Source organism: Streptomyces canus (genome assembly GCF_030815415.1).
GTDB classification, from domain to species: domain Bacteria; phylum Actinomycetota; class Actinomycetes; order Streptomycetales; family Streptomycetaceae; genus Streptomyces; species Streptomyces canus_F.
The window spans coordinates 7,375,390-7,400,620 of record NZ_JAUSWW010000001.1 but is presented as its reverse complement, the minus strand read 5'-3'; the positions used below and the strand labels follow the sequence as shown (position 1 = coordinate 7,400,620).

The 25,231-nt window shown below is 70.3% G+C and carries 26 protein-coding genes, 1 pseudogene and 1 riboswitch; of the genes and pseudogenes, 12 read left to right on the top strand and 15 right to left on the bottom strand.

The annotated features are described in order from the left end of the window. Positions 1-24 precede the first annotated feature (24 nt). Positions 25-375, bottom strand: a complete 351-nt coding sequence (locus QF037_RS34205) for a hypothetical protein (protein ID WP_307032000.1) — start codon at positions 373-375, stop codon at positions 25-27. A gap of 52 nt (positions 376-427) precedes the next feature. Beyond that, positions 428-539, top strand: a riboswitch (TPP riboswitch). Here QF037_RS34205 and thiO point away from each other — a divergent pair. The 6 genes from thiO to QF037_RS34175 all read left to right on the top strand — a co-directional run bounded on the left by thiO (position 537) and on the right by QF037_RS34175 (position 6,214). Then, on the top strand, positions 537-1,691 hold the full coding sequence (gene thiO, locus QF037_RS34200) for a glycine oxidase ThiO (protein WP_307031999.1): 1,155 nt from the start codon (positions 537-539) through the stop codon (positions 1,689-1,691). It overlaps the preceding riboswitch by 3 nt. Beyond that, positions 1,688-1,888, top strand: coding sequence for a sulfur carrier protein ThiS (gene thiS / locus QF037_RS34195; RefSeq protein ID WP_307031998.1), 201 nt, complete (start codon positions 1,688-1,690; stop codon positions 1,886-1,888). Before thiO ends, thiS begins: the two co-directional genes overlap by 4 nt. A 3-nt stretch (positions 1,889-1,891) precedes the next feature. Beyond that, entirely contained in the window at positions 1,892-2,686 is a 795-nt protein-coding gene (locus QF037_RS34190) for a thiazole synthase (protein ID WP_307031997.1), read from the top strand. A 118-nt stretch (positions 2,687-2,804) separates the two neighbouring features. Next, positions 2,805-4,724, top strand: coding sequence for a Stk1 family PASTA domain-containing Ser/Thr kinase (gene pknB, locus QF037_RS34185; RefSeq protein ID WP_307031996.1), 1,920 nt, complete (start codon positions 2,805-2,807; stop codon positions 4,722-4,724). 61 nt (positions 4,725-4,785) lie between these two features. Beyond that, positions 4,786-5,646 (top strand): deoxyribonuclease IV, encoded by an 861-nt coding sequence (locus tag QF037_RS34180; protein ID WP_307031994.1) that lies wholly within the window; start codon positions 4,786-4,788, stop codon positions 5,644-5,646. A 91-nt stretch (positions 5,647-5,737) separates the two neighbouring features. Continuing rightward, complete coding sequence (locus QF037_RS34175; protein WP_307031992.1) at positions 5,738-6,214, top strand: DUF4396 domain-containing protein; 477 nt, start codon at positions 5,738-5,740, stop codon at positions 6,212-6,214. A gap of 3 nt (positions 6,215-6,217) precedes the next feature. Here QF037_RS34175 and QF037_RS34170 read toward each other — a convergent pair whose 3' ends face one another. Continuing rightward, positions 6,218-6,850: a sulfite oxidase-like oxidoreductase gene (locus QF037_RS34170; RefSeq protein ID WP_307031990.1), complete on the bottom strand. Its 633-nt coding sequence runs from the start codon at positions 6,848-6,850 to the stop codon at positions 6,218-6,220. 176 nt (positions 6,851-7,026) lie between these two features. On the opposite strand from QF037_RS34170, the gene bfr reads away from it, so the two are divergent. Beyond that, positions 7,027-7,506 (top strand): bacterioferritin, encoded by a 480-nt coding sequence (gene bfr, locus QF037_RS34165; RefSeq protein ID WP_030596293.1) that lies wholly within the window; start codon positions 7,027-7,029, stop codon positions 7,504-7,506. Here bfr and QF037_RS34160 read toward each other — a convergent pair. Together QF037_RS34160 and QF037_RS34155 are read right to left on the bottom strand one after the other, a co-directional pair. After that, positions 7,503-7,736, bottom strand: coding sequence for a (2Fe-2S)-binding protein (locus QF037_RS34160; protein WP_307031986.1), 234 nt, complete (start codon positions 7,734-7,736; stop codon positions 7,503-7,505). The genes bfr and QF037_RS34160 overlap by 4 nt on opposite strands. A 163-nt stretch (positions 7,737-7,899) precedes the next feature. Further along, positions 7,900-9,249, bottom strand: a complete 1,350-nt coding sequence (locus QF037_RS34155) for a class II 3-deoxy-7-phosphoheptulonate synthase (RefSeq protein ID WP_307031984.1) — start codon at positions 9,247-9,249, stop codon at positions 7,900-7,902. A 63-nt stretch (positions 9,250-9,312) separates the two neighbouring features. On the opposite strand from QF037_RS34155, the gene QF037_RS51090 reads away from it, so the two are divergent. Then, on the top strand, positions 9,313-9,402 hold the full coding sequence (locus QF037_RS51090; protein WP_373463852.1) for a trp operon leader peptide: 90 nt from the start codon (positions 9,313-9,315) through the stop codon (positions 9,400-9,402). 104 nt (positions 9,403-9,506) lie between these two features. Then, positions 9,507-11,396: an anthranilate synthase family protein gene (locus QF037_RS34150; protein ID WP_307031982.1), complete on the top strand. Its 1,890-nt coding sequence runs from the start codon at positions 9,507-9,509 to the stop codon at positions 11,394-11,396. A 333-nt stretch (positions 11,397-11,729) separates the two neighbouring features. On the opposite strand, the pseudogene QF037_RS34145 reads toward QF037_RS34150, so the two are convergent. From QF037_RS34145 to QF037_RS34125, 5 genes and pseudogenes are all read right to left on the bottom strand, one after another. Then, a pseudogene (locus QF037_RS34145) lies at positions 11,730-12,286 on the bottom strand (NAD(P)-dependent oxidoreductase); the annotation flags it as partial. Positions 12,287-12,718: 432 nt separating this feature from the next. Continuing rightward, positions 12,719-13,747, bottom strand: coding sequence for a 6-phosphofructokinase (locus QF037_RS34140; RefSeq protein WP_307031980.1), 1,029 nt, complete (start codon positions 13,745-13,747; stop codon positions 12,719-12,721). 132 nt (positions 13,748-13,879) lie between these two features. Beyond that, on the bottom strand, positions 13,880-14,554 hold the full coding sequence (locus QF037_RS34135) for a response regulator (RefSeq protein WP_307031978.1): 675 nt from the start codon (positions 14,552-14,554) through the stop codon (positions 13,880-13,882). Beyond that, complete coding sequence (gene macS / locus QF037_RS34130; protein WP_307031977.1) at positions 14,551-15,765, bottom strand: MacS family sensor histidine kinase; 1,215 nt, start codon at positions 15,763-15,765, stop codon at positions 14,551-14,553. Before macS ends, QF037_RS34135 begins: the two co-directional genes overlap by 4 nt. A 149-nt stretch (positions 15,766-15,914) precedes the next feature. Then, positions 15,915-16,661: a lysophospholipid acyltransferase family protein gene (locus tag QF037_RS34125; protein WP_307037512.1), complete on the bottom strand. Its 747-nt coding sequence runs from the start codon at positions 16,659-16,661 to the stop codon at positions 15,915-15,917. 160 nt (positions 16,662-16,821) lie between these two features. Between QF037_RS34125 and QF037_RS34120 the strand changes: the two genes are divergently transcribed. Next, complete coding sequence (locus tag QF037_RS34120) at positions 16,822-17,601, top strand: alpha/beta hydrolase (RefSeq protein WP_307037509.1); 780 nt, start codon at positions 16,822-16,824, stop codon at positions 17,599-17,601. Further along, entirely contained in the window at positions 17,594-18,166 is a 573-nt protein-coding gene (locus QF037_RS34115; protein WP_307031975.1) for a hypothetical protein, read from the top strand. The genes QF037_RS34120 and QF037_RS34115 overlap by 8 nt, the downstream gene beginning before the upstream one ends. Before the next feature lie 3 nt (positions 18,167-18,169). Here QF037_RS34115 and QF037_RS34110 read toward each other — a convergent pair whose 3' ends face one another. The 6 genes from QF037_RS34110 to QF037_RS34085 all read right to left on the bottom strand — a co-directional run bounded on the left by QF037_RS34110 (position 18,170) and on the right by QF037_RS34085 (position 23,074). After that, entirely contained in the window at positions 18,170-18,892 is a 723-nt protein-coding gene (locus QF037_RS34110) for an endonuclease/exonuclease/phosphatase family protein (protein WP_307031973.1), read from the bottom strand. A 113-nt stretch (positions 18,893-19,005) separates the two neighbouring features. Next, the gene (locus QF037_RS34105) at positions 19,006-19,959 is read right to left on the bottom strand and encodes an ROK family glucokinase (protein WP_307031971.1); all 954 of its coding nucleotides are present in this window, start codon (positions 19,957-19,959) and stop codon (positions 19,006-19,008) included. 54 nt (positions 19,960-20,013) lie between these two features. Beyond that, the gene (locus QF037_RS34100) at positions 20,014-20,511 is read right to left on the bottom strand and encodes a DUF5304 domain-containing protein (protein WP_307031969.1); all 498 of its coding nucleotides are present in this window, start codon (positions 20,509-20,511) and stop codon (positions 20,014-20,016) included. Between the two features lie 57 nt (positions 20,512-20,568). Continuing rightward, positions 20,569-21,750, bottom strand: a complete 1,182-nt coding sequence (locus QF037_RS34095; protein ID WP_307031967.1) for an ArsA family ATPase — start codon at positions 21,748-21,750, stop codon at positions 20,569-20,571. Positions 21,751-21,770: 20 nt separating this feature from the next. Continuing rightward, positions 21,771-22,214, bottom strand: a complete 444-nt coding sequence (locus QF037_RS34090) for an SRPBCC family protein (protein WP_307031965.1) — start codon at positions 22,212-22,214, stop codon at positions 21,771-21,773. Positions 22,215-22,318: 104 nt separating this feature from the next. After that, positions 22,319-23,074 (bottom strand): metallophosphoesterase family protein, encoded by a 756-nt coding sequence (locus QF037_RS34085; protein ID WP_307031962.1) that lies wholly within the window; start codon positions 23,072-23,074, stop codon positions 22,319-22,321. 353 nt (positions 23,075-23,427) lie between these two features. Between QF037_RS34085 and QF037_RS34080 the strand changes: the two genes are divergently transcribed. Then, on the top strand, positions 23,428-25,224 hold the full coding sequence (locus tag QF037_RS34080) for an AMP-dependent synthetase/ligase (protein WP_307031960.1): 1,797 nt from the start codon (positions 23,428-23,430) through the stop codon (positions 25,222-25,224). Positions 25,225-25,231: the final 7 nt, after the last annotated feature.

The following is a 25,231-nucleotide window of genomic DNA, read 5'->3' as shown; positions in this document are numbered from 1 at the left end:
CATAGACAACTGACAATTTGTCAGTCAGCGGTCATGCACCGTGACCTGCTCCACAACGCTCGTCCCGCTGCCCGGCTGCGACTCCCACGCCCAGCTCTCCTCCAGCCGCACCCGCCCGTCCGGCAGTTCGACGACCGTGGACACGCAGTGCCCCGACGAGGTCGTCCCGTCGTGCTTGAGCTGGACGTACCGGAAGTCGAGCCGGTCACCTTCGCGGGTGCCCACCAGATGCCCGCGCACCACGTCGCCGCCCGCGTACTCGGCCCAGATCTCGCCGCTCTTCTCGTGGTACGCGAACCGGGTGCGGGTACCCACCTGACCTGGGGACTGGTCGGCGACGGGGGCGAGGACGAGGCCGTCCAGCGAGCGGGCCATGGCAGCGGGCTCCCTTACACAAGCGAAAGACCAAGAGCTAGGGTGGCCAACGTAGAGCACTCGCGGGAGCCCGGACGCACCGGGCTGAGAGGGAGGCTGGCGGCCTCCGACCGTACGAACCTGATCCGGGTCATGCCGGCGAAGGGAGGGGCTGGACGCCCATGTCCTCACGTACGTCAGACGTCCTCGTCGTCGGGGGCGGAATCATCGGCCTCGTCACGGCCTGGCGGGCCGCGCAGCGCGGTTTCGCCACGGCCGTCGTCGATCCCGAACCGGGCGGCGGGGCCGCCCAGGTGGCCGCCGGGATGCTGGCCGCCGTCACGGAACTGCACTACGGCGAGCAGACCCTGCTGGGCCTGAACCTGGCCTCGGCCCGCCGCTATCCGGAGTTCGCGGCCGAGCTCACCGAGCTGACCGGCCACGACCTGGGCTACCGCCGCTGCGGCACGCTCGCCGTCGCGCTGGACGCCGACGACCGTGCCCATCTGCGGGAACTGCACGCCCTGCAGCAGGAGTCGGGCCTGGACTCGGAGTGGCTGTCCGGGCGGGAGTGTCGGCGCCTGGAGCCGATGCTCGCACCGGGGGTGCGCGGCGGGCTGCGGGTCGACGGCGACCACCAGATCGACCCCCGGCGGCTGATCAAGGCGCTGCTGGACGCCTGCGAGCGAGCGGGCGTGGTCTTCCACCGCCTGTGGGCCGAGCGCCTGGACCTCGTGGGGGACCGGGCCGCCGGCATCACGGCCACCGACGGCACCCGGCTGGGCGCGGCCCAGGTGGTGCTCGCCGCCGGCAGTCTGAGCGGGCGGCTCGCCGGTGTCCCCGCCGAGGTGCTGCCGCCGGTGCGGCCCGTGAAGGGGCAGGTGCTGCGGCTGACCGTGCCGCAGCGGTACGCGCCCTTCCTGAACCGGACCGTGCGGGCCGTGGTCCGTGGCAGCCAGGTCTATCTGGTGCCGCGCGAGAACGGCGAGCTGGTGATCGGGGCGACCAGCGAGGAGCAGGGCTGGGACACCTCGGTGACCGCGGGCGGGGTGTACGAGCTGCTGCGCGACGCCCATGAGCTGGTGCCCGGCATCACGGAGCTGCCGCTCACGGAGACCCGCGCGGGACTGCGCCCCGGTTCCCCCGACAACGCTCCGCTGCTCGGACCGACCGAGCTCCCGGGGCTGCTCCTGGCGACCGGCCACTATCGCAACGGTGTGCTGCTCGCGCCGGTCACTGGCGACGCGATGGCCGATGTACTGACCACGGGTGAACTGCCGGACGAGGTCCGCCCCTTCACCCCCCGGCGTTTCACCTTCACGGAGCTGCCCGCATGAACATCTCCGTCAACGGAGAGCCGCGACAGATCGCTCCCGGCACGGCTCTCGACACCGTCGTGCGAGCCCTCGCCCCGGCCCCCGCCGGAGTGGCCGCGGCCCTCAACGAAACCGTCGTCCCGCGCGGACAATGGCCCTCGACGCCCCTGTGCGAGGGAGACCGCGTCGAGGTCCTCACCGCCGTCCAAGGAGGCTGACCCATGGCCGACGATCCCTTCGTCCTCGGCGGCAGGACCTTCTCCTCCCGTCTGATCATGGGCACCGGCGGCGCGCCCAGCCCGGATGTGCTGGAGCGGGCGCTGATCGCCTCCGGCACCGAGCTGACCACGGTCGCGATGCGGCGGGTGGATCCGACGGTGCACGGCTCGGTCCTGTCCGTGCTGACCGGGCTCGGCATCGAGGTGCTGCCCAATACCGCGGGCTGCTTCACCGCGGGCGAGGCCGTGCTGACGGCCCGCCTCGCGCGCGAGGCGCTCGGCACCGATCTGGTCAAGCTGGAGGTCATCGCCGACGAGCGCACCCTGCTGCCGGACCCCATCGAGCTCCTGGACGCCGCGGAGACGCTGGTCGACGACGGTTTCACGGTGCTGCCGTACACCAACGACGACCCGGTCCTCGCGCGGAAGCTGGAGGACGTGGGCTGCGCGGCGATCATGCCGCTGGGCTCCCCGATCGGCTCCGGGCTCGGGATCCGCAACCCGCACAACTTCCAGCTGATCGTCGAGCACGCGCGCGTGCCGGTGATCCTGGACGCGGGGGCCGGTACGGCGTCGGACGCGGCGCTCGCGATGGAGCTGGGGTGCGCGGGTGTGATGCTCGCCTCGGCGGTGACACGGGCCCGGGAGCCGGAGCTGATGGCGCACGCGATGCGGCACGCGGTAGAGGCGGGCCGGCTGGCGTACCGGGCGGGGCGCATCCCCAAGCGGCATTTCGCCGAAGCCTCGTCCCCCAGGGAGGGGTTGGCGCGGCTGGATCCCGAACGTCCCGCATTCTGAACGTACGTTCGACGCAGGCCGGAATTCGTTGCGACGTCCGTCACAGGACGGCTTCAGTCCCGCCCCGATCTCGCCCGAACCCGCGGCCCTGTCAGTCGCGGCTCGTACACTCACCTGCGTGGATACGACCCTTCAGGACCCTCTGGTCGGGCAGGTGCTCGACGGCCGCTATCGCGTGGACGCGCGGATCGCGGTCGGCGGGATGGCCACGGTCTACCGGGCCGTGGACACCCGCCTCGACCGCGTGCTCGCGCTGAAGGTGATGCACCCGGGCCTCGCCGCCGACGTCACGTTCGTCGACCGGTTCATCCGCGAGGCCAAGTCCGTCGCCCGGCTCGCCCACCCCAATGTGGTGCAGGTCTTCGACCAGGGCACCGACGGGTCGTACGTCTATCTCGCCATGGAGTACGTGGCGGGCTGCACCCTGCGTGACGTGCTGCGCGACCGTGGCGCGCTGCAGCCGCGGGCCGCGCTCGACATCCTGGAGCCGGTCCTCGCCGCGCTCGGCGCCGCGCACCGCGCGGGGTTCGTACACCGGGACATGAAGCCCGAGAACGTGCTGATCGGGGACGACGGCCGGGTCAAGGTGGCCGACTTCGGGCTCGTCCGATCCGTCGACACCGTCACCAACACCACGGGCACCGTGCTCGGCACGGTCTCGTATCTCGCGCCGGAGCAGATCGAGAGCGGCACGGCCGACCCCCGCGTCGACGTGTACGCGTGCGGTGTCGTGCTGTACGAGATGCTGACCGGTGAGAAGCCTCACGACGGGGACTCCCCCGCCGTGGTGCTCTACAAGCACCTCCACGAGGACGTCCCGCCGCCCTCGGGCATCGTGCCGGGGCTGGCGTTCGAGCTGGACGAGCTGGTCGCCTCGGCGACCGCCCGCACCCCGGACATCCGCCCGTACGACGCGGTGGCGCTGCTCGCGCACGCCCGCGCGGCCCGTGGCGCGCTCAGCGAGGAGCAGCTGGACCTGGTGCCGCCGCAGGCACTGTCCGTCGCGCACAGTGGCGCCGAGGACCGCACCAGCGTGATCCCGCGCTCTTTGACGGTGCCGCGGCCGCTGCCGGTCAACGAGGACGGGACCGCGCTCCACCACACGAGCCGGTTCGAGTCCCCGCCGCCCCCGCCGCCCCGGCGCCGTTCGGGACCCCCGCGCGGGCCGCTCGCGATCGTCGTCGCCCTGCTGCTGATCCTCGGTGTCGGAGCCGGCGTCTGGTACATCAACTCCGGCCAGTTCACCAAGGTCCCGGCGCTGATCGACAAGACCGAGACGCAGGCCCGGGACCGGCTGGAGGAGGCCGGGCTCGAGGTCGGCAAGGTGAAGCAGGAGTACAGCGACACCGTGAAGCGCGGCCGGGTCATCGGTTCGGACCCGACCGTGGGCACCCGCATCCGGAGCCACGACTCCGTGACGCTGACCGTCTCCAAGGGCCCCGAGACCGTGAAGCTGGGCGACCTGAAGGGCCTCCGCCTCGACAAGGCGCGGGCACGGCTCAAGGGTGACGGCCTCGAACCGGGCATGGTGACCCGCGCGTTCAGCGAGGACGTCATCAAGGGCTTCGTGATCAGCACCGACCCGGAGGCGGGCACCACGCTCCGCTCGGGCGCGGCGGTCGCCCTGGTCGTCAGCAAGGGCAGCCCGGTGGACGTCCCGGACGTCACCGGCGAGAGCCTGGAGGACGCGAAGGCGGACCTGGCGGAGGCGGGTCTGAAGGTGAAGGTCGCCTCCGAGCAGGTCAACTCCGAGTACGACAAGGGCATGGTCGCCGCGCAGACCCCGCAGGACGGCAGCGAGGCCGCCGAGGGCGACACGGTGACGCTGACCATCTCCAAGGGCCCGGAGCTGGTCGAGGTCCCGGACGTGGTCGGCGACAGCGTCGACGACGCGAAGGCCGAGCTGGAGGGGGCCGGCTTCGAGGTCGACGAGGACCGCGGGCTCCTCGGGCTGTTCGGCGACACCGTCAAGGGCCAGTCGGTGGAGGGCGGCCAGACCGCCCCCAAGGGATCGACGATCACCATCGAGATCCGCTGAGCGGGCCCGGTCACCATCCGTCGACAGGGTGCCCCGCACCGCGTGACACCCTGGACCGGTGATGACTCAGCGCAACCCCGTCGGCGGCCATGTCCCCGTGGCCGGCGGTCTGAACTCCGTCGGTCTGTCCTACGCCCGTGACCTCGCGGCCGAGACCGTGCAGGTCTTCGTCGCCAACCCGCGGGGCTGGGCCACACCCACCGGCAACCCGCGGCAGGACGAGGAGTTCCGTGCGGCGTGCGCGGCGGAGTCGATCCCGGCGTACGTCCATGCCCCGTATCTGATCAACTTCGGCTCGCACACCGAGGCGACGGTGGAGAAGTCGGTGGAGAGCCTGCGGCACTCGCTGCGGCGCGGGCGGGAGATCGGGGCGCTCGGTGTCGTCGTGCACACGGGCAGCGCGACCGGCGGACGGGACCGGTCCGTCGCCCTCAAGCAGGTCCGGGAGTACCTGCTGCCGCTGCTCGACGAGCTCACCCACGACGACGACCCGTATCTGCTGCTGGAGTCGACCGCCGGCCAAGGCGCCTCGCTCTGCTCGCGGACCTGGGACTTCGGTCCGTACTTCGAGGCGCTTGACGCCCACCCCAAGCTGGGCGTCTGCCTCGACACCTGCCACATCTTCGCGGCCGGCCACGACCTGACCGGCCCCTCCGGCATGCACCAGACCCTCGATCTGCTGGTGGACACGGTCGGCGAGGGCCGTCTGAAGCTGATCCACGCCAACGACTCCAAGGACGTGGTCGGCGCCCACAAGGACCGGCACGCGAACATCGGCGCCGGCCATATCGGCGAGGACCCGTTCCGGGCGCTGATGACCCACCCCGCCACCGAGGGCGTACCGCTGATCATCGAGACGCCCGGCGGCAAGGAGGGGCACGCGGCGGACGTGGAGCGGCTGAAGAAGCTCCGGGACGCGTGACGCGTTGCGGCATACCCCGTTAGGGAATACCCCTGGGGGGTATACGGTTCTTGCCAGACGCAGGAACCGTTACCTGACATTGGGGGCACCCATGCAGCACGAGGCGCACGCAGGACACGTTCACCACCGGGCGAGCAGCTGGTCCATGGCCGTCCAGGCGACCCTGCACTGCCTCACCGGCTGTGCCATCGGCGAAGTGCTGGGCATGGTCATCGGGACGGCACTGGGCTGGGGGAACCTGCCGACCACGATCCTGGCGATCGTCCTCGCGTTCTTCTTCGGCTACTCACTCACCCTGCGCGGTGTCCTGAAGGCCGGCCTCGGCCTCCGGGACGCCGTCAAGGTGGCACTGGCCGCGGACACCCTGTCGATCGCCGTGATGGAACTGGTCGACAACGGCGTGATCATCCTGTGGCCCGGCGCGATGGACGCGGAACTGGGCGACCTGCTGTTCTGGGGCGCGCTGGCGATCTCGCTCGTCATCGCCTTCTTCGCGACCACGCCGGTCAACAAGTGGATGATCGGCCGGGGCAAGGGGCACGCCGTGGTGCACCAGTACCACCACTGAGCCCTACAGGTCCGGGCCGTCCCCCGGCACTTCCTGGTAGGAGTAGCGCTGCTCCCGCCAGGGGTCGCCGATGTTGTGATAGCCGCGCTCCTCCCAGAAGCCACGGCGGTCGGCGGTCATGTACTCGACGCCGCGGACCCATTTGGGCCCCTTCCAGGCGTACAGATGAGGAACGACCAGCCGGAGCGGGAAGCCGTGCTCGGCGGTGAGCAGCTCGCCGTCCTTGTGGGTGGCGAAGATCGTGCGCTCGGCGGCGAAGTCCGCGAGGCGCAGGTTGGAGCTGAAGCCGTACTCGGCCCACACCATCACATGGGTGACGGCCGGAGCCGGCGGGGCGATGTCCAGGATGGTCCGGGCGGGGACGCCGCCCCACTCCGCGCCGAGCATGCTGAACTTCGTGACGCAGTGCAGATCGGCCAGGACGGTGGTATGCGGCAGAGCCGTGAACTCGTCGTGGTTCCAGCACCGCTTCTCGCCGTCGGCGGTGGCCCCGAAGACGCGGAACTCCCAGCGTTCGGGGCGGAACTTGGGGACGGGTCCGTAGTGCGTGACCGGCCAGCCGCGTTGGATTCGCTGTCCCGGCGGAAGCTCGGACTGTGCCGCTTCTCCTGACTCGCGTTCCACCGGCTGACCCATGACTCCATCCTGACAGACCCGGGGCAGTGCACATGACCAGCCCCTTGCTAATTCGCCTCAAATCGGACTAAGCATGCCCTTACTTACTAAGTGAAGACTTACTGGACGATCTTCGATACCGGTGCAAGGATGCGGCGCAACCTGCCAGTTCCCCCCGGTTGGAAGGAGCCTCTGCGATGCAGGGCGACCCCGAGGTCATCGAATTCCTCAACGAGCAGCTCACCGGCGAGCTCACCGCGATCAACCAGTACTTCCTGCACGCGAAGATGCAGGAGAACTTCGGCTGGACGAAGCTCGCCAAGTACACGCGCCACGAGTCGTTCGACGAGATGAAGCACGCCGAGGTGCTCACCGACCGGATCCTCTTCCTGGACGGGCTGCCGAACTACCAGCGCCTGTTCCACGTCCGGGTCGGGCAGACGGTCAAGGAGATGTTCGAGGCCGACCGGCAGGTCGAGGTCGAGGCGATCGACCGCCTCAAGCGCGGTATCGAGGTGATGCGTGCCAAGGGCGACATCACGTCCGCGAACATCTTCGAGTCGATCCTCGAGGACGAGGAGCACCACATCGACTACCTCGACACCCAGCTCGAACTGGTGGAGAAGCTCGGCGAGGCGCTCTACATCGCGCAGCTGATCGAGCAGCCGGAGAGCTAGGCGGCCTCTTCCAGCCCGGCAAGGACCGGCCGGCCCTGGTCGGCGAGGTCACGTGTCGGGCAGGCGCCCCGGCCCAGCAGCGCCTGGATACGCCGCACACAGGAACCGCAGTCGGTGCCCGCCTTGCAGGCGGAGGCTATCTGGCGCGGAGTGCAGGCGCCGTCCGCCGCATGCTTCTTGACCTGCTGCTCGGTGACGCCGAAGCAACTGCAGACGTACACGCGGTTCACCTCCTGCCGGAATAGATCAATGGTGCCGCCCCGATGAACGGTGAGGCTAACCTAACCTTACCCGGCGCGCAGGGACCACAAAAGTGGAGTGGGGCGCGGATCGTATGTGATCCGCGCCCCACCTCATGCCCCTGTAACAGGCGCATCCGCTGCTGATCTGCTACTAGTCCCGGTACAGCTCCGCGACGAGGAACGCCAGGTCCAGGGACTGGCTGCGGTTGAGCCTCGGGTCGCAGGCCGTCTCGTAGCGCTGGTGCAGATCGTCGACGAAGATCTCGTCGCCGCCGCCCACGCACTCGGTGACGTCGTCACCGGTGAGCTCCACGTGGATGCCGCCCGGGTGGGTGCCCAGGCCCTTGTGGACCTCGAAGAAGCCCTTGACCTCGTCGAGCACATCGTCGAAGCGACGGGTCTTGTGACCCGAGGCCGCCTCGAAGGTGTTGCCGTGCATCGGGTCGCTCACCCAGGCCACGGTCGCGCCGGAGGCGGTGACCTTCTCGACCAGCTCGGGCAGCTTGTCGCGGACCTTGTCCGCGCCCATCCGCACGATGAAGGTGAGACGGCCCGGCTCGCGGTCCGGGTCGAGGCGCTCGATGTACTGCAGCGCGTCCTCGGCCGTCGTCGTCGGGCCCAGCTTGATCCCGATCGGGTTGCGGATCTTGGAGGCGAACTCGATGTGCGCGCCGTCCAGCTGGCGGGTGCGCTCACCGATCCAGACCATGTGGCCCGAGACGTCGTACAGCTGGCCCGTACGCGAGTCGACCCTGGTCAGCGCCGACTCGTAGTCGAGGAGCAGCGCCTCGTGGGAGGCGTAGAACTCGACCGTCTTGAACTCCTCCGGGTCCGTGCCGCAGGCCCGCATGAAGTTCAGCGCGTTGTCGATCTCCCGCGCGAGCTGCTCGTAGCGCTGCCCGGACGGGGACGACTTCACGAAGTCCTGGTTCCAGGCGTGCACCTGGCGCAGGTCCGCGTATCCGCCCGTGGTGAAGGCGCGGACCAGGTTGAGCGTGGAGGCGGAGGCGTTGTACATCCGCTTCAGGCGCTCGGGGTCCGGGATGCGGGCCTTCTCGTTGAACTCGAAGCCGTTGACCGAGTCGCCGCGGTACGTCGGCAGGGTCACGCCGTCGCGGGTCTCGGTGCCCTTGGAGCGCGGCTTGGAGTACTGGCCGGCGATACGGCCGACCTTCACGACCGGCACCGAGGCGGCGTACGTCAGCACGGCGCCCATCTGGAGCAGGGTCTTGAGCTTGTTGCGGATGTGGTCGGCGGACACCGCGTCGAAGGCCTCGGCGCAGTCGCCGCCCTGGAGGAGGAACGCCTCTCCCTTGGCGACGGCCGCCAACCGGGCGCGCAGCTGATCGCACTCGCCCGCGAAGACGAGCGGCGGATACGACTCGAGGTCCGCAACGACTGCGCGCAGAGCCTCGGTGTCGGGGTACTCGGGCTGCTGCGCCGCGGGCAGGTCTCGCCAGGTGTTGCCGGCGCTCTGGCCGGTCTTAGCGTTCACGGTCACGACCTCAACATTACGGGGTCGTGTCGCGTCGTTTTCGCATGGCTCGACAGGTGAGACGCACCCATGCTCAGGTGCGCGTGGGGTAAGGTGCGTCGCATGTTCGCGCACTCGACCCAGAACTGGTGGTGGACCGCTCATCCGGCGGCCCACTGACTGCGCGTACGCAAGACTTCGCGAAGGCCGCCCGAGGGGCGGCCTTCGGCGTTTCCGGGGTCCGTTCCTCCCAGTGAACTCTCACCGAGAAGGACAACGGACCCATGCATCTGCTCGACCTGCTCGACGATCCCCGCCCGTTCGCCCTGCTGCGCCGTCGCACACCGGGCCATGACGAACAGGCCGTGGAGCTGCTGCTCGGCCCGGTCAGCTCGTACGACCGGCTCGCCGACCTCCCCGACGAAGGCCTCGCCCTGGTCCCCTTCCGCCAGATCCGCGAGCGCGGCTTCGACGTGCGGGACGACGGGACGCCGCTCGCGGTGCTGACGCCCGAGGAGACCCACACGCTGGATCTGGAGGAGGTCCTGGCTCAGCTCCCGGCGCACGACGTGCGGGTCGAGCGCGGTGGCTTCGACGTCGGCGACGAGGAGTACGCGGGGATCGTCGGGCGCGTGCTGCGGGAGGAGATCGGGCAGGGCGAGGGCGCGAACTTCGTGATCCGGCGGACGTACGAGGGGGAGATCCCGGGGTTCGGCAGAGCCGATGCCCTCGCCCTGTTCCGGCGGCTCCTGGAGGGTGAGCGCGGCGCGTACTGGACGTTCGTCGTGCACACCGGTGACCGGACCCTCGTCGGCGCGAGCCCCGAGGTGCATGTGCGCATGTCCGGCGGCACGGTCGTCATGAACCCGATCAGCGGGACGTACCGCTACCCGGCCGAAGGCCCCACCCCCGAGCACCTGCTCGACTTCCTCGCCGACGGCAAGGAGATCGAGGAGCTGTCGATGGTCGTCGACGAGGAGCTCAAGATGATGTGCACCGTCGGCGACATGGGCGGGGTCGTCATCGGGCCGCGGCTGAAGGAGATGGCTCATCTCGCGCACACGGAGTACGAGCTGCGCGGGAAGTCCTCGCTGGATGTGCGTCAGGTGCTGAAGGAGACCATGTTCGCGGCGACCGTCACCGGCTCGCCCGTGCAGAACGCCTGCCGGGTCATCGAGCGGCACGAGGTCGGGGGGCGCGGCTACTACGCGGGGGCGCTGGCGCTGCTCGGCAAGGACTCCGGCGGGGCCCAGACCCTGGACTCCCCCATCCTCATCCGCACCGCGGACATCGACACGGACGGCCGGCTGCGGGTACCGGTCGGTGCCACGCTCGTCCGCGGCTCGGACCCGGCGGGCGAGGTGGCCGAGACGCACGCGAAGGCGGCGGGGGTGCTGGCGGCGCTGGGCGTGCGTGAGCAGAGGCCGCGCGAGGAGGGCGTACGTCCCCGGCTGGCCGACGACCCCCGGGTACGGGCCGCGCTCGACGGCCGCCGGTCCTCGCTCGCCCCGTTCTGGCTGCGGATGCAGGAGTCCCCCGGGAAGGACGCGGAGCTCACCGGCCACGCCCTGGTCGTGGACGGCGAGGACACCTTCACGGCGATGCTCGCGCACGTGCTGCGGTCCAGCGGACTGGACGTCACCGTCCGGCGTTACGACGAGCCCGGTCTGCGCGAGGCGGTCCTCGCTCATGAGGGTCCGGTGGTCCTGGGCCCCGGTCCGGGCGACCCCTGCGACCTCACCGACCCCAAGATGGTCTTCCTGCGTGACCTGACCGCCCATGTCGTCCGCGAGAACCGGCACGGTGTGCTCGGCGTCTGCCTCGGGCACGAGCTGCTGGCGGCCGAGCTGGGGCTGGAGATCGTACGGAAGGACGTGCCCTACCAGGGCGCGCAGACGACGGTCGATCTGTTCGGGCGGCCGGAGACCGTGGGCTTCTACAACAGCTTCGTGGCGCACTGCGACGACGAGACGGCGGCCGAGCTGGCCGCGCACGAGGTCGAGGTCAGCCGGAGCGCTTCGGGCGAGGTGCATGCGCTGCGCGGGCCGGGCTTCGCCGGGGTGCAGTTCCACCCGGAGTCGGTGCTCACGCTGAACGGTGCCGCGGTCGTACGGGAGTTGGTGGGTCAGCTGCGCGGGACGAGCACGTTCTCGGAGCGACGGCCGGCCCTGTAGTCGAGACGTTGTGCGCTGAGGGCGCCGCAGAATGATCGGCGACGCCCTCAGAATGGCGTGCGGATGAGTACGCCTGGTGGGACTTGAACCCTCCCCCTCGGTGTCCGAGGGGATTCCTGGCTCACGCCGCTCGGGCGCTCAGCGAACGGCCGAGTCCTACGCGATCAACACCAGCCGGGTTGGAACCAGCCCGGTTTCCCCAAGGAATGAGAATTCTCGCGCCAGCTTGGTTCTCGCTTGGCACGTCACTGTCGATACCGGCCGAGAGAGTGCCCCGCCTCGACCTGATCAGAGTTGGCGGATTCTGCTCCTTGGGGGCCGTGTCGACGCCGATTTCATGCCGCGTTCCTTTCGCGCCAGGATCTCGGCGACGTCCCACCCCAGCAAGCGCATGCCGAAGCCATGGGCGATCCGGGTGAAGGCCTCGCCGATCTTGCCGGTGCCGAGGACTCCGGCGGTGCGGCCGCGCAGGTCGCGGCCCATCAGGCCGTCGAGACGGAAGTCGAAGTCGCGGGTGCGGGTGGAGGCACGGACGATACGGCGGTTGACCGCCATGGCGAGGGTCCAGGCGAACTCGGCGACGGAGTACGGCGAGTAGTACGAGACCCGGGCGACCGTCATGCCGAGCCGTTCGGCGGCCTTGAGGTCGATGTTGTTGAACCCGGTGGACCGCTGGGCGATCATCCGCGTGCCGCCGGCCGCGAGGACCTCCAGGACACCGGCGCCGAGTTCGGCGTTGACGCGGTGGAGATCACCTCGTAGCCGGCCGCGATGGGGGCGGTGTCCTCGTTGAGGAAGACGTCGAGACAGCGGACCTCGTGATGGCCCCGGAAGGCCTGCTGGATCAGGGGCTTCTCGTCCGCCTGGACTCCGAAGGCGAGGATCTCCACGCGGCCCTCCGAGGTGCGCCGGAATTGTCTGGTACTGGCGAATATCTCACAGACCCCCGCGGAGCCGCTCCGTCAGCGCGCGCCCCTGCTGCGGGAACGGGCGGGGCTCGGCGAGGCGCCTGTGCAGGCGTTCGAGATGCAGAGCGCGCGGTGCTACGGGCGACATCGTGCGTGGGGTTCCCGTGGCCTGGGTCTGGGTGGGGTGTCTGCCGGCGACCAGGCAGCTCGCCGAGCCCGGCCACCTGCCGTACGGACGGCCAGACCGCGGCAAGTTCCCCCTCGTGCCGCTGAGGCAGCGCCCGCCCGCTCCACCACCCGACCATCGGTCCTCCCCGCGACATCTGCGCCGAACGCCGCCACGGTAACCGCGGCGGCGTTCGGATGTCGCACAACTCATGTCACAGGAAGGGGAGTTACTCCCGGCCTCCGGTCTCAGCCGAAGAACACCCCGACCTCCTCGTACAGCTTCGGGTCCACCGTCTTCAGCTTGGCCGTCGCCTCCGCGATCGGCACCCGCACGATGTCCGTGCCGCGCAGCGCGACCATCTTGCCGAAGTCGCCGTCCCGGACGGCCTCGATGGCGTGCAGGCCGAAGCGGGTGGCGAGCCAGCGGTCGAAGGCACTGGGGGTGCCGCCGCGCTGGATGTGCCCGAGGACCGTCGTGCGGGCCTCCTTGCCGGTCCGCTTCTCGATCTCCTTGGCCAGCCACTCGCCGACCCCGGACAGCCGGACGTGTCCGAAGGAGTCCAGCGACTCGTCCTTGAGGACCGCGTCGCCGTCCTTGGGCATGGCACCCTCGGCGACGACCACGATCGGGGCGTACGAGGCCTTGAAGCGGGAGGTCACCCAGGCGCACACCTTGTCGACGTCGAAGCGCTGTTCGGGGATGAGGATGACGTTGGCGCCGCCGGCCAGCCCCGAGTGGATGGCGATCCAGCCCGCGTGCCGGCCCATGACCTCGCAGACCAGGACCCGCATATGGGACTCGGCGGTGGTGTGCAGCCGGTCGATCGCCTCCGTGGCGATGCCGACCGCGGTGTCGAAGCCGAAGGTGTAGTCGGTGGCGGACAGGTCGTTGTCGATGGTCTTGGGTACGGCGACGACGGGGACGCCGTACTCGTCGTTGAGCCGTGCCGCCACGCCCAGGGTGTCCTCGCCGCCGATGGCGATGAGCGCCTCGACCTCCTGCTTGGCGAGGTTCTCCTTGATGCGGCGGATACCGTCCTCCACCTTCAGGGGGTTGGTCCGCGAGGAGCCGAGGATGGTGCCGCCGCGGGGCAGGATGCCGCGCACGGCGGGGATGTCGAGGCGGACGGTGTCGTTCTCCAGTGGTCCTCGCCAGCCGTCCCGGAAGCCGACGAAGTCATAGCCGTACTCCTGCACGCCCTTGCGGACGACGCCCCGGATGACGGCGTTGAGCCCGGGGCAGTCGCCGCCTCCGGTCAGTACTCCGACCCGCATGGAAATGTCCCTTCGCCGCGGTTGCCTGTGAGGGTCACGCTAATGGTGATCCAGGTCACACAGCGATGGGCGGGAAGGGCAATTCCGGTGAATCAGATGGTCGTTGGTTTACGCACCGTCAAGCGCGCGGTTCTATTCGTCGTCGAGCCCGCGTTCTATGGCGTACCGGACGAGCTCGACCCGGTTGTGAAGCTGCAGCTTGCCGAGGGTGTTCTGGACGTGGTTCTGGACCGTGCGGTGCGAGATGACCAGGCGCTCGGCGATCTGCTTGTAGCTCAGGCCCTTGGCGACCAGCCGCAGCACCTCCGTCTCCCGGTCGGTGAGCTGCGGCGCCTTGGGCTGGTCGGTGTCCGGGGCGGGCGCGGGCTCGGAGGCCAGCCGGCGGTACTCCCCGAGGACGAGTCCGGCGAGGCCGGGCGTGAAGACGGGGTCGCCGACGGCCGTACGGCGGACCGCGTCCAACAGTTCCTCGGTGGACGCCGACTTCAGCAGATAGCCGGTCGCGCCCGACTTCACGGCCTCCAGGACGTCCGCGTGCTCACCGCTGGCCGACAGCACGAGGACGCGCAGCGCCGGGTTGTGCCCGACGAGTTCCTTGCAGACCTGGACACCGGGCTTCAACGGCAGGTTCAGATCGAGCACCAGCACATCCGGCCCGGCGGCCTTGGCGCGGCGCACGGCCTGGTCGCCGTCGCCCGCGGTGGCCACCACGTCGAAGCCGGACGCCTCCAGGTCTCGGGCGACCGCGTCGCGCCACATCGGGTGGTCGTCGACCACCATCACCTTGATCGGGCCCTGGTCACTCATCGCTGTCCTGCCTTCCCCCGTGAAACCTTCGGTACCTTCAGCTCGACCTCCGTGCCCTGCCCGGGCACAGAGATCAGTTCGGCGCTGCCGCCGAGTTCGCCCAACCGCCCCCGGATCGACAGGGCCACCCCCATCCGCCCCTCCCCCTCGGCCTGCGCGAGCCGCCCCTCGGGGATGCCGGGCCCGTCGTCCCGTACGGTCACCACGACCTCGTCGGGCTCGTCCTCGACGAGGATCCACGCGCGCGCGTGCTCACCGGCATGCTTCCGTACGTTGTCCAGGGCGGCCCCCACCGCGGCGGCCAGCTCCTCCGCGGCGGCCGGGGGCAGTTCCACCGGGGCGCCGGGCTCGGCGAAGCTGACCTTGGCGGCGGCGAACGGGGCGAGCAGCGCGCGAAGATCGACGGGACCCTCGGGATCCGGCTCGTCGACGGCCCGCACGACCGCCCCCTGGGCCGCGTCCTCCGAGACCCACGAGACGGGCCTCAGCCCGCCGGAGACCAGCGTGCGCAGCGCCACCTCCTGCTCGCCGGCCATCCGGCCCAGCTCGGCCGCCTCGCCGCCGATGACGGCACCGCGCCGCTGCACCATGGCGAGCACCTGGAGCACGCTGTCGTGGATGTCCCGCGCGAGCCGCTCCCGCTCCCTGGTCGCGGCCTCGATCTCCAGGGCGCGGGCCAGGGTGCGCTCGGAGGCGCGGGCGACCTCGACGACGTAGCCGATGGCGATGGAGGCGACCCAGACGAGGATGACGTTGTGGACGGTGTCCCGGGCCGGTTGGCCGCGCTCGATCAGGTTGGCGGCGGCGACCGGTGTGGAGGCGAACGCGGCCCAGCGCCAGCCGCCCTTGATGGCGTACGCGAGGACCGAGCCGGCGGTCCATATCGACGGCAGGGTGGGCCCGCCGGTGTCGATGTGGTGGTCGTTGACGGCCAGCGGGGTCAGGAGGATGCCGGTGACCGCGACGGCGAGGTCCACGGCCAGGAAGCGCTTGGTGCAGGCGGCCTCGTTCTGGACCCGGGGCAGGGTGGCGAGCGTCCAGCCGCACAGGACGACGTAGTACGCGACGGCGATGCCCGGGCGATCGTAGTTCTCGTAGTTGGTGGCGAACAGTCCGACCGCGTACAGCATGGTCAGCACCCGGTATCCGGTGAGCGCGCGCCACAGCGGCAGCTCCACCGACATCCTCATCACACGCTCACGCCTGGCCATGCCCCCCCCTTTTCTGGTCGTTCGCCTCCGGGCGCTTCAGCCGAGGCCGGGACCGCGACCGTGCTCAGCCCTTCGGGCCTCCGCGCGCTCGCGGTCCCGATCTCGGCGCGCCCTCCGGCTCACTCCCCACCCCCGGCCCCGAAGTCCCGCTAGGACTCGGAGCGTTCCTTCTCAGCCTTCGCGAGTGCGGCCTTCGCCGCCTTCTCCGCTTCCTTCTCGGCCTTGGCCGCGTCCGCGATCTGCCGCTTGGCGGCGGTCGCGTACATGTCGACGTACTCCTGGCCGGAGAGCTTCATGATTTCGTACATGACCTCGTCGGTCACCGCGCGCAGCACGAAACGGTCGTGCTCCATGCCCTGGTACCGGGTGAAGTCCAGGGGCCGGCCGATGCGGATGCCCGGCCGCATCAGCTTGGGCATCACCTGCCCGGGCGGCTGGATCTTCTCGGTGTCGATCATGGCGACCGGGATGACGGGCGCGCCGGTGGCGAGCGCCACGCGCGCGAGGCCGCCCGGCTTGCCCCGGTAGAGGCGGCCGTCGGGCGAGCGCGTGCCCTCCGGGTAGATCCCGAACAGCTCACCGCGCTCCAGCACCTCGATGCCGGCCTTGACCGCCGCCTCGCCCGCGCCGCGCGCACCGGAGCGGTCCACGGGGAGCTGCCCGGCGCCCTTGAAGAACGCGGCCGTGAGCCGGCCCTTCAGCCCTGGCGTGGTGAAGTACTCCGCCTTGGCGATGAAGGTGACCTTGCGGTCCAGGACCGCGGGCAGGAAGAAGGAGTCCGAGAAGGACAGGTGGTTGCTCGCCAGGATCGCGGGGCCCGCGTCAGGGATGTTCTCGAGGCCTTCCACCCAGGGCCTGAAGGCGACCTTCAGCGGCCCGCCGATGGCGACCTTCATGGTTCCGTACAACAACCCCGTGCCTCCTGTGTCTGTCGGTGAGACCTTAACCCGGAGCGCTGGCAAAGGGCCCGACGACCCTGGTCGGTGTCAGTGCGGTCGCGTACGGTGAACCTCACCTGGACTCGTTCACATCCTTCTCATGAACAGGAGACCGAAGGTGCCGGTCCTTGCTGGAGCCGAGCCGTTCCGCCACGAGGGCGGGGAGACAGGCGTCCTCCTCTGTCACGGCTTCACCGGTTCCCCGCAGTCGCTGCGCCCCTGGGCGGAGTACCTCGCCGAGCGCGGTCTCACCGTGTCGCTGCCTCTCCTTCCGGGGCACGGCACCCGCTGGGAGGACATGGCACTCACCGGCTGGCAGGACTGGTACGCCGAGGTGGACCGCGAGCTGCGGGCCCTGCGCGAGCGCTGTGCCCAGGTGTTCGTGGCGGGTCTGTCCATGGGCGGCGCCCTCGCCCTGCGGCTGGCCGCCAAGCACGGCGACGCGGTGCGCGGAGTGGTGGTCGTCAACCCGGCGAACCGTATGCACGGCCTCGCGCCCTACGCCCTTCCGGTGGTGCGCCATCTGCTGCGGACGACGCCGGGGATCGCCGACGACATCGCCAAGGAGGGCGCCCACGAGCTGGGGTACACCCGGGTGCCGCTGCACTCCGCGCACTCCCTGCGGCAGTTCTTCCGCCTGGTCGACGGTGAGCTTGCGCAGGTCACCCAGCCGCTGCTGGTCCTGCGCAGCGCCGAGGACCACGTGGTGCCGGCGGCCGATTCCGCGCGCGTGCTGAGCCGGGTGTCGTCGACGGACGTATCGGAGATCGTGCTGGAACAGAGTTACCACGTGGCGACGTTGGACCATGACGCGGAGCGGATCTTCGAGGAGAGCTTCGCGTTCATCGGCCGGCTCGCAACCGGTATCGGCAAGGAAGGGACGGCCGCACGTGGCTGAGCACGACTCCGACCGCGAGGACCGCGAGCCGGACGAGCAGGGCGTGCCCTTCGACGAGGCGGCCGCCTGGGCGGCGATCGTCGCCGGGTACGGCGAGGAGCCGAAGGATCCGCCGGGCGCCAAGCCGTTCAAGTCGGTGGAGGACCTGGCGCTGCTGGAGCCGGAGACCAACTCGGAGGAGCCGAAGGAGGACGAGAAGCCGGAGAAGCCCGCCTCGGCCAAGCCGCTGGGCAGCTCCGTCGCCTTCGCTCCCGGTGTCGGCCCGCGTGACTACACGGCTCCCGAGCCGGTGGAGGAGGACTTCGACGAGGACGACGAGGGCCACTTCGTCCCGCCGGAGCCGCCGCCGCTGCCGGCCGCGGACACCACCGCGAAGTTCGCGTGGCTGGCAGTCCTGGGCGGCCCTCTGCTGCTCCTGCTGGCGATACTGCTCAGCTGGGACATGACCTGGTGGCTCGCCACCATCGGCATCGGCGGTTTCCTGGGCGGGTTCGCGACGCTGGTGATGCGGATGCGGACGGATGAGGACGAGGACGACGACCCGGGGCGCGGAGCGGTCGTCTGAGGCTCAGCCCGCCGGAACTCTGAGGGTGGCCAGGACCGGAAGATGGTCCGTGGCCGCCCTCAAGTCTGTCCCGGTGACGCCGGGGAGTTCGAGCGGTACGCCGCAGCCGAGCACCTCGATGCCCTTCGTCGCGAAGATCGCGTCGATGCGCTGGTGGGGTTCGGTGCGGGTCCAGGTGTGCTCGGCGCCGTCGGGGGCCGTGACCCAGCCGTCCTGGAGGGTGTCGGAGAGACGGGTGAACGTGCGGCCGCCGGGGCGCTCGTTGAGGTCGCCGCCCGCGATCGCGTGCTCCACGCCCAGTGCGGCCAGGCGGTCCAGGAGCATGCCGCCCTGCTCGTAGCGCTCGTCCTTCCGCAGGGAGAGATGGCAGCTGAGGACGCCGAGGCGGGCGCCGCCGATCCAGACGACCGCGGTGGCGAAACCGCGTCGGTGCTGTCCTGGCGTGAGCGGGAGAAGGACGTCTTCCGTGCGCTCGACCGTGGTGCGGAGGTTGCACAGGATCGCCGGTCCTGCGGCTGTGGCGCCGCCGGTGAGGGTGACGAGGTCCGCGGCGCGGGCCAGGCGGGCGAGTTTCTTGCGCCAGCGGAAGAAGCGGGGGGCTTCTTGGACCAGTACGAGGTCCGGGGCGCAGGCGCGGATGACTCTGGCCAACGCGTCGGTGTCGTCCCGCATGGAGCGGATGTTGTAGCTCAGGACTCGGACGAGGGTGGAATCGTCGGGCGCCATGATGAGCAATTTACGCCTGATGACGAGGGGCGCGAGGGAGATGTGCGACTGCCGGATCGTCGTGGCTTGTCGCGCAGTTCCCCGCGCCCCTAGGCATGTCCACCTGCCCGGCATCACATGATCGGGTCGGGTTCCCTTGCCAGGTCTGCCGCGCCCACCAGTCCGGCCTTGTTGCCCAGTTGGGCCGCGATCACATCTGCCACCGGGCGCCAGTTGCCGCCGACCAGCCAGCGCTTGTAGGACTTGCGGATCGGGTCGAGGACCAGTTCGCCCTCGTCCGAGAGGCCGCCGCCGACGATGAAGGCGGACGGGTCGAAGAGGGAGGCGAGGTCGGCGAGGCCGGCGCCGGCCCAGCGGGCGAGCTCACGGTAGGAGTCCACGGCGACCGGGTCGCCCTGGCGGGCGGCCATGGAGATGTGCTTGCCCTCGATGCCGTCGGGGCTGCCGTCGCCGAGGCCGAGGAGGAGCTCGGCGTTCTCCGGGGTGGCGTTGGCGCGCTGCTTGGCGTACCTCACCAGCGCCCGCCCCGACGCGTACTGCTCCCAGCAGCCCTGCGAGCCGCAGCCGCACATCAGGCCGTCCGGGACCATCCGGATGTGGCCGAACTCGGCGGCGACACCGAAGTGGCCGCGGCGCAGCTTGTTGCCGATGATGATGCCGCCGCCGAGGCCGGTGCCGAGCGTGATGCAGATGACGTTGCGGTGGCCCTTGCCGGCGCCGAACCTGTACTCGCCCCACGCGGCCGCGTTGGCGTCGTTCTCGACGACGACGGGGAGGCCCACGCGGGCCTCGACCTTGTCCTTCAACGGCTCGTTGCGCCAGTCGATGTTGGGTGCGAAGTAGACCTCCGAGCGCTGCCGGTTGACGTAACCGGCCGCACCGATACCCACGCCGACGATCTCGTGCCCGGCACGCGCGCCGTCCACCGCGGAGGCGATGGCGTCCACGATGCCCTCGGGCGTGCCCGGGGTCGGCACCTTGTGGGTCGAGAGGATGTTGCCTTCCTCATCGACCACGCCGGCCGCGATCTTCGTGCCGCCGATATCGACGCCGATGGTGAGTCCCATGAATCCCTCAGTTTCGGTCGAGCCCCGCTACGGCCCACCGTACCCGAGGGCGCTCTAGTCCAGGTCGATGCGCTCGCCCGGGCCGGAGTCGTCGCCCCGGTCCTGGCGGGGCTTTTCCGGGTCCTTCTGATCGGTGGTCCGCTGGGTCCAGCGCTGCTCCTGGGCCTGGACGGCGGAGCGGTAGGCGGCGAGCAGTTCGGTGCCCGCCGCGGCCAGGTGGTCGAAGACGTCCGGGTTGCGCTCGATGACGGGCTCGACGGCGGCCTTGGCCTGCTGGACGACCTGGTGCACCACCTGCTGGGCGGCAGGTCCCGCGACCGCTCCGAAAAGGGGCGACTGGATCGAGGACAGCTTGTCGGTGACGGCGTCGACGAGCTTGCGCAGCTCCTCGGCGGCCGAGCCCGCGGGCTGGCCGTACTCGGCGCGACGGCGGGCCTTCTCCGCCGCGAGATCCTCGGCACACGCCGTCGCCCAGGCGTCGGCGTCGGTGGCCCGCACCTCGTCGACAGCCTCACGACCGGCGGCGTCTGACGGGGGGAGCTCTTCGCTCATGACGGACTCCTGACTGCGGTTCGTCCCTACGACGTTACCCGAATGGGCGTACCACGTTCACCGTGTCTCCGGCCAGAGGTCGGGATCCGGCGCGAACCGGATGCACAGTTCCCCCTCGCGCAGGGCGGCGCCGGCGACGGTGCAGCGCCGCAGTGCGGAGGGAAGGGGCACGATACGGCGGAACTGCCCGGCGGTGACCACGAGTTCGTCGCCACGCCGGATGAGGTCGAGCTCGTCGCGTATCGCGCCGGGGAGCGGGATGTGCCAGACGAAGACCCGGCTGACACCGTCGTCGGCGAGGCGGTCGGCGATGGACCACTCGACGGCGGAGGTGGCGTCGTCGTCGACACCGGGGACGGTGAGGGCGGCGAGGTCGTCGGTGCCGCGCGGGTCGTGACCGAGGTGGCGGACCGGTCGTACGTCGTGCGTCTCCTGCCACTCCTCCAGCGCTTTGCGCTGCTGGGCGGCGAGACCGGCGAGCCAGGTGTCGTGCGCCTGCTCGGGCAGGACCCGGTTGGCCACCAGAACGTCGGGGCGCAGACCGCGCAGGGCGAGGGCGAGGCCGGCGGAGCGCACGGCGTCGGCGCCGGCCGGGCCGGGCTCGGTGACCAGTCGTAGGACGGTGTTCCGGTCCGTGACGACCGCCTCGACCGCGGCCAGCTCCGTGTCCCACCGCGCGGCGGTCTCGTACAGCCACTCCGAGGGCATCGGCACCCCGGCCAGCCGTCCGAGCATGGGCCGCAGCGCACGGGCCGCCTGTCGCTCGGGCGGCAGGAGACGGCGCAGATAGCGGCGGAGTTCCTCGGGGAGGGCGAGCAGCGCGAGCGCCTGCGGTGTGGGCGGAAGGTCCACGACGAGCAGTTCGTGCCGCTCGGAGAGGGCCGCGTCGCGCAGGGCGCGCAGCAGGGTCAGTTCCTCGGCGCCGGGGAGGGGGGTGACCTCCTCGGCGTCCAGCCGGGAAGCACCGAGGAGATCGAGGACGTTGGCGGCACGCTCCTGGAAGGCGGCGAGGTCGTCCCGGAACCCGGCGGTGGCGTCGGGCCGCCACGCGGTGAGCCCCTCTCGGACCTGCACGGGCGTCGCCCCGGTCGCCGTTCCGAGCACCGCGCCGAGGCTGTCGGTGCGATCGGCGCTCAGCACGAGCGTGCGAACGCCGGACAGGGCGGCGGCGAGAGCGGTGGCGGCCGCGACGGTCGTACGACCGCTACCGCCAGGCCCGGTGATCAGGAGGGTGCGCATGGGACTGAACGGTAGTCCCCCTACTTCGCCCCCGACTCCACGCGCTTCTTCAACCCGGCCAGCGCCCGGTCGATGATGACCTTCTCGGCCTTGCGCTTGATCATCCCCAGCATCGGGATCTTGACGTCGACCGTCAGCAGATAGGTGACCTCGGTCGACCCGCTAGCCACCGGCTTCAGGATGTACGACCCGTCCAGCGACCGCAGCATCTGGGACTTCACCAGTGTCCAGGAGACCTCGTTCTCACCGGTCCACGTGTATCCCAGGACCTGGTCGTCCTTGATCGCCCCCGCGTCCATGACGAGCCGCACCTGTTCGGCACGCCCCTGGGCGTCGGTCGCGAGGACCTCCGCCTCCTTCACCTCGCCGGTCCAGTCCGGGTAGCGGGCGAAGTCGGCGATCACCCCCATGACATCGGCCGGTGCCGCCTCGATCGTGATGCTCGAGCTGGTGTGTTCCGCCATCGGTGTGGCTCCTCCAGATGCGGGCCGGTAGGGCAGGTCGTGCTGCGCCCGTGTGTGCAGCGTGAAGGCTACCGCGCACGTGAGCGCCCGACTTCACCGCCCACTCACCATTCCAGGGCCCAGGGCCTGCCACTCCCCGCGAAGTGCCCCACGTTGACGCACTCGGTCGCCCCGATCCGCATCCGTCGCGCCAGTGGCTGATGGACGTGCCCGAACAGGGCGTACCGGGGCCGGGTGCGCCGGATCGCGTCCAGCAGCGCCCGGCTGCCCCGCTCGAAGCGGCGCGCGACGGTGTCGTAGACCAGCTCCGGCACCTCGGGCGGGATGTGCGTGCACAGCACGTCGACCTCGCCGACCGCCTCGATCTTCGCCGCGTACTCCTCGTCGCTGATCTCGTACGGCGTGCGCATCGGAGTCCTGAGCCCGCCGCCCACGAATCCGAACACCCGTCCCCCGATCTCCACCCGCTCGCCGTCCAGCACGGTGGTGCCCGGTCCGGCGTACTCGGCCCACAGGGGTGGCATGTCGACATTGCCGTAGGTGGCGTACGTCGGTGTCGGGAAGGCCGCGAACATCTCGGCGTACTGCTTGCGTACCGCTTGCTCGATCGCGGTTGCCCGGTCGGTGCCGATGCCGGCCCACAGCCGGGCGCCGAACTCGCGGGCCTCCTCGAAGCGGCGGGCGGTGCGCAGTTCCACGATGCGGTCGGCGTTCTCCGCTCCGAACAGGTCGGGGAAGATGCCGCGCGAGTGGTCGGCGTAGTCGAGGAAGAGGACCAGGTCACCCAGACAGATCAGGGCGTCCGCGCCCTCGCCGGCTCTGGCCAGGTCACGGGCGTTGCCGTGTACGTCGCTGACCACATGTACGCGTGTCCTCCGGTTACCGGCCGGTGTGGGTGCCATGACGATCAAGGGTAGGCGTGTGTGGCATACGTGAACAGTGGCGATGGCGCCTGCGGTTACTGGCTAGTCATCAAATGGGTGGACTACTGTGCGCGAAAAGAAGCACCAATCTGTGTGACGCAGCGAACATCTCGCCGGACCCCCCTGTCGGAGACGCCATACCGGCGGGTAACGTCCGGGCAGTCCAGTCGTGCTCAGGATTTCAACAAGTGGCGCAACCACCGAAGATCCCGAGCACCTGCCCGAGCCTTGGACCGCACCGTCGCATCGCACAACGTCGTGGCGCCGGCGCCCTATGAGGAGCAGCAGTCTTGCGCGAGTTCAGCCTTCCGGCTTTGTACGAGGTCCCTGCGGACGGCAACCTCACGGACATCGTCCGTAGAAACGCCGCGCAGCATCCCGACGTCGCCGTGATCGCCCGCAAGGTGGGCGGTGTCTGGCAGGACGTGACCGCCACGACCTTCCTGGCCGAGGTCCACGCCGCCGCCAAGGGGCTCATCGCCTCCGGTGTCCAGCCCGGCGACCGGGTCGGCCTGATGTCGCGCACCCGCTACGAGTGGACGCTGCTCGACTTCGCGATCTGGTGCGCGGGCGCGATCACCGTGCCGGTGTACGAGACCAGCTCGGCGGAGCAGGTCCAGTGGATCCTCTCCGACTCGGGCGCCACCGCCGTCGTCGTCGAGCTGGACACTCACGTGGCCGCCGTCGAGTCGGTGCGCGACGGACTGCCCGCCCTCAAGCACGTCTGGCAGATCGAGGCCGGGGGCGTGGAGGAGCTGGGCCGGCTCGGCAAGGACGTCAGCGACGCCGCCGTCGAGGAGCGCAGCTCGCTCGCCAAGGCCGACGACCCGGCGACCATCGTCTACACGTCCGGCACCACCGGCCGCCCCAAGGGCTGTGTGCTGACCCACCGCAGCTTCTTCGCGGAGTGCGGGAACATCGTGGAGCGCCTGCGCCCGCTCTTCCGCACCGGCGAGTGCTCCGTCCTGCTCTTCCTGCCGCTCGCGCACGTCTTCGGCCGACTCGTGCAGATCGCCCCGATGATGGCGCCGATCAAGCTGGGGACCGTCCCGGACATCAAGGACCTCACCAACGAGCTGGCCTCCTTCCGGCCGACCCTGATCCTCGGTGTCCCGCGCGTCTTCGAGAAGGTCTACAACTCGGCCCGTGCCAAGGCGCAGGCGGACGGCAAGGGCAAGATCTTCGACAAGGCCGCGGACACCGCGATCGCGTACAGCAAGGCGCTGGACGCCCCCTCGGGCCCGTCGCTGGGTCTGAAGATCAAGCACAAGACCTTCGACAAGCTGGTCTACAGCAAGCTGCGCGCGGTCCTGGGAGGCAAGGGCGAGTTCGCCATCTCCGGCGGTGCCCCGCTCGGTGAGCGCCTCGGTCACTTCTTCCGCGGCATCGGCTTCACGGTCCTGGAGGGCTACGGCCTGACCGAGTCCTGCGCGGCCACCGCCTTCAACCCCTGGGACCGCCAGAAGATCGGCACGGTCGGCCAGCCGCTGCCCGGCTCGGTGATCCGGATCGCCGACGACGGCGAGGTCCTGCTGCACGGCGAGCACCTGTTCACGGGCTACTGGAACAACCCGGGCGCGACCGAGGAGGCGCTGGCCGACGGCTGGTTCCACACCGGTGACATCGGCACCCTCGACGAGGACGGCTACCTCCGGATCACCGGCCGCAAGAAGGAGATCATCGTCACCGCGGGCGGCAAGAACGTCGCGCCGGCCGTGATCGAGGACCGCATCCGTGCGCACGCGCTGGTCGCGGAGTGCATGGTGGTGGGCGACGGGCGGCCGTTCGTGGGCGCGCTGATCACCATCGACGAGGAGTTCCTGGGCCGCTGGGCGGCCGAGCACGGCAAGCCGGCGGGTGTCACCGCGGCGTCGCTGGTCGACGACCCGGATCTGAACGCGGCGATCCAGGCCGCGATCGACGACGGCAACGCCGCGGTGTCGAAGGCGGAATCGGTGCGGAAGTTCCGCATTCTCTCCTCCCAGTTCACGGAGGACTCGGGCCACCTGACGCCGTCCCTGAAGCTCAAGCGCAACGTGGTGGCGAAGGATTACGCGGACGAGGTCGAGGCGATCTACCAGAAGTAGCAGGCCC

Excerpts from the sequence above, each read along its gene's own strand:
- QF037_RS34150 (WP_307031982.1), top strand. The coding sequence starts at position 9,507 with ATGCATCTGCTCGACCTGCTCGACGATCCCCGCCCGTTCGCCCTGCTG.
- thiS (WP_307031998.1), top strand. The coding sequence starts at position 1,688 with ATGAACATCTCCGTCAACGGAGAGCCGCGACAGATCGCTCCCGGCACG.
- QF037_RS34175 (WP_307031992.1), top strand. The coding sequence starts at position 5,738 with ATGCAGCACGAGGCGCACGCAGGACACGTTCACCACCGGGCGAGCAGC.
- thiO (WP_307031999.1), top strand. The coding sequence starts at position 537 with ATGTCCTCACGTACGTCAGACGTCCTCGTCGTCGGGGGCGGAATCATC.
- QF037_RS34110 (WP_307031973.1), bottom strand. The coding sequence starts at position 18,892 with ATGGCGCCCGACGATTCCACCCTCGTCCGAGTCCTGAGCTACAACATC.
- QF037_RS34180 (WP_307031994.1), top strand. The coding sequence starts at position 4,786 with ATGACTCAGCGCAACCCCGTCGGCGGCCATGTCCCCGTGGCCGGCGGT.
- QF037_RS34190 (WP_307031997.1), top strand. The coding sequence starts at position 1,892 with ATGGCCGACGATCCCTTCGTCCTCGGCGGCAGGACCTTCTCCTCCCGT.
- bfr (WP_030596293.1), top strand. The coding sequence starts at position 7,027 with ATGCAGGGCGACCCCGAGGTCATCGAATTCCTCAACGAGCAGCTCACC.
- QF037_RS51090 (WP_373463852.1), top strand. The coding sequence starts at position 9,313 with ATGCTCAGGTGCGCGTGGGGTAAGGTGCGTCGCATGTTCGCGCACTCG.
- QF037_RS34135 (WP_307031978.1), bottom strand. The coding sequence starts at position 14,554 with ATGAGTGACCAGGGCCCGATCAAGGTGATGGTGGTCGACGACCACCCG.
- QF037_RS34090 (WP_307031965.1), bottom strand. The coding sequence starts at position 22,214 with ATGGCGGAACACACCAGCTCGAGCATCACGATCGAGGCGGCACCGGCC.
- QF037_RS34205 (WP_307032000.1), bottom strand. The coding sequence starts at position 375 with ATGGCCCGCTCGCTGGACGGCCTCGTCCTCGCCCCCGTCGCCGACCAG.
- QF037_RS34170 (WP_307031990.1), bottom strand. The coding sequence starts at position 6,850 with ATGGGTCAGCCGGTGGAACGCGAGTCAGGAGAAGCGGCACAGTCCGAG.
- QF037_RS34095 (WP_307031967.1), bottom strand. The coding sequence starts at position 21,750 with ATGCGCACCCTCCTGATCACCGGGCCTGGCGGTAGCGGTCGTACGACC.
- QF037_RS34105 (WP_307031971.1), bottom strand. The coding sequence starts at position 19,959 with ATGGGACTCACCATCGGCGTCGATATCGGCGGCACGAAGATCGCGGCC.
- QF037_RS34140 (WP_307031980.1), bottom strand. The coding sequence starts at position 13,747 with ATGCGGGTCGGAGTACTGACCGGAGGCGGCGACTGCCCCGGGCTCAAC.
- QF037_RS34125 (WP_307037512.1), bottom strand. The coding sequence starts at position 16,661 with ATGAAGGTCGCCATCGGCGGGCCGCTGAAGGTCGCCTTCAGGCCCTGG.
- QF037_RS34100 (WP_307031969.1), bottom strand. The coding sequence starts at position 20,511 with ATGAGCGAAGAGCTCCCCCCGTCAGACGCCGCCGGTCGTGAGGCTGTC.
- macS (WP_307031977.1), bottom strand. The coding sequence starts at position 15,765 with ATGGCCAGGCGTGAGCGTGTGATGAGGATGTCGGTGGAGCTGCCGCTG.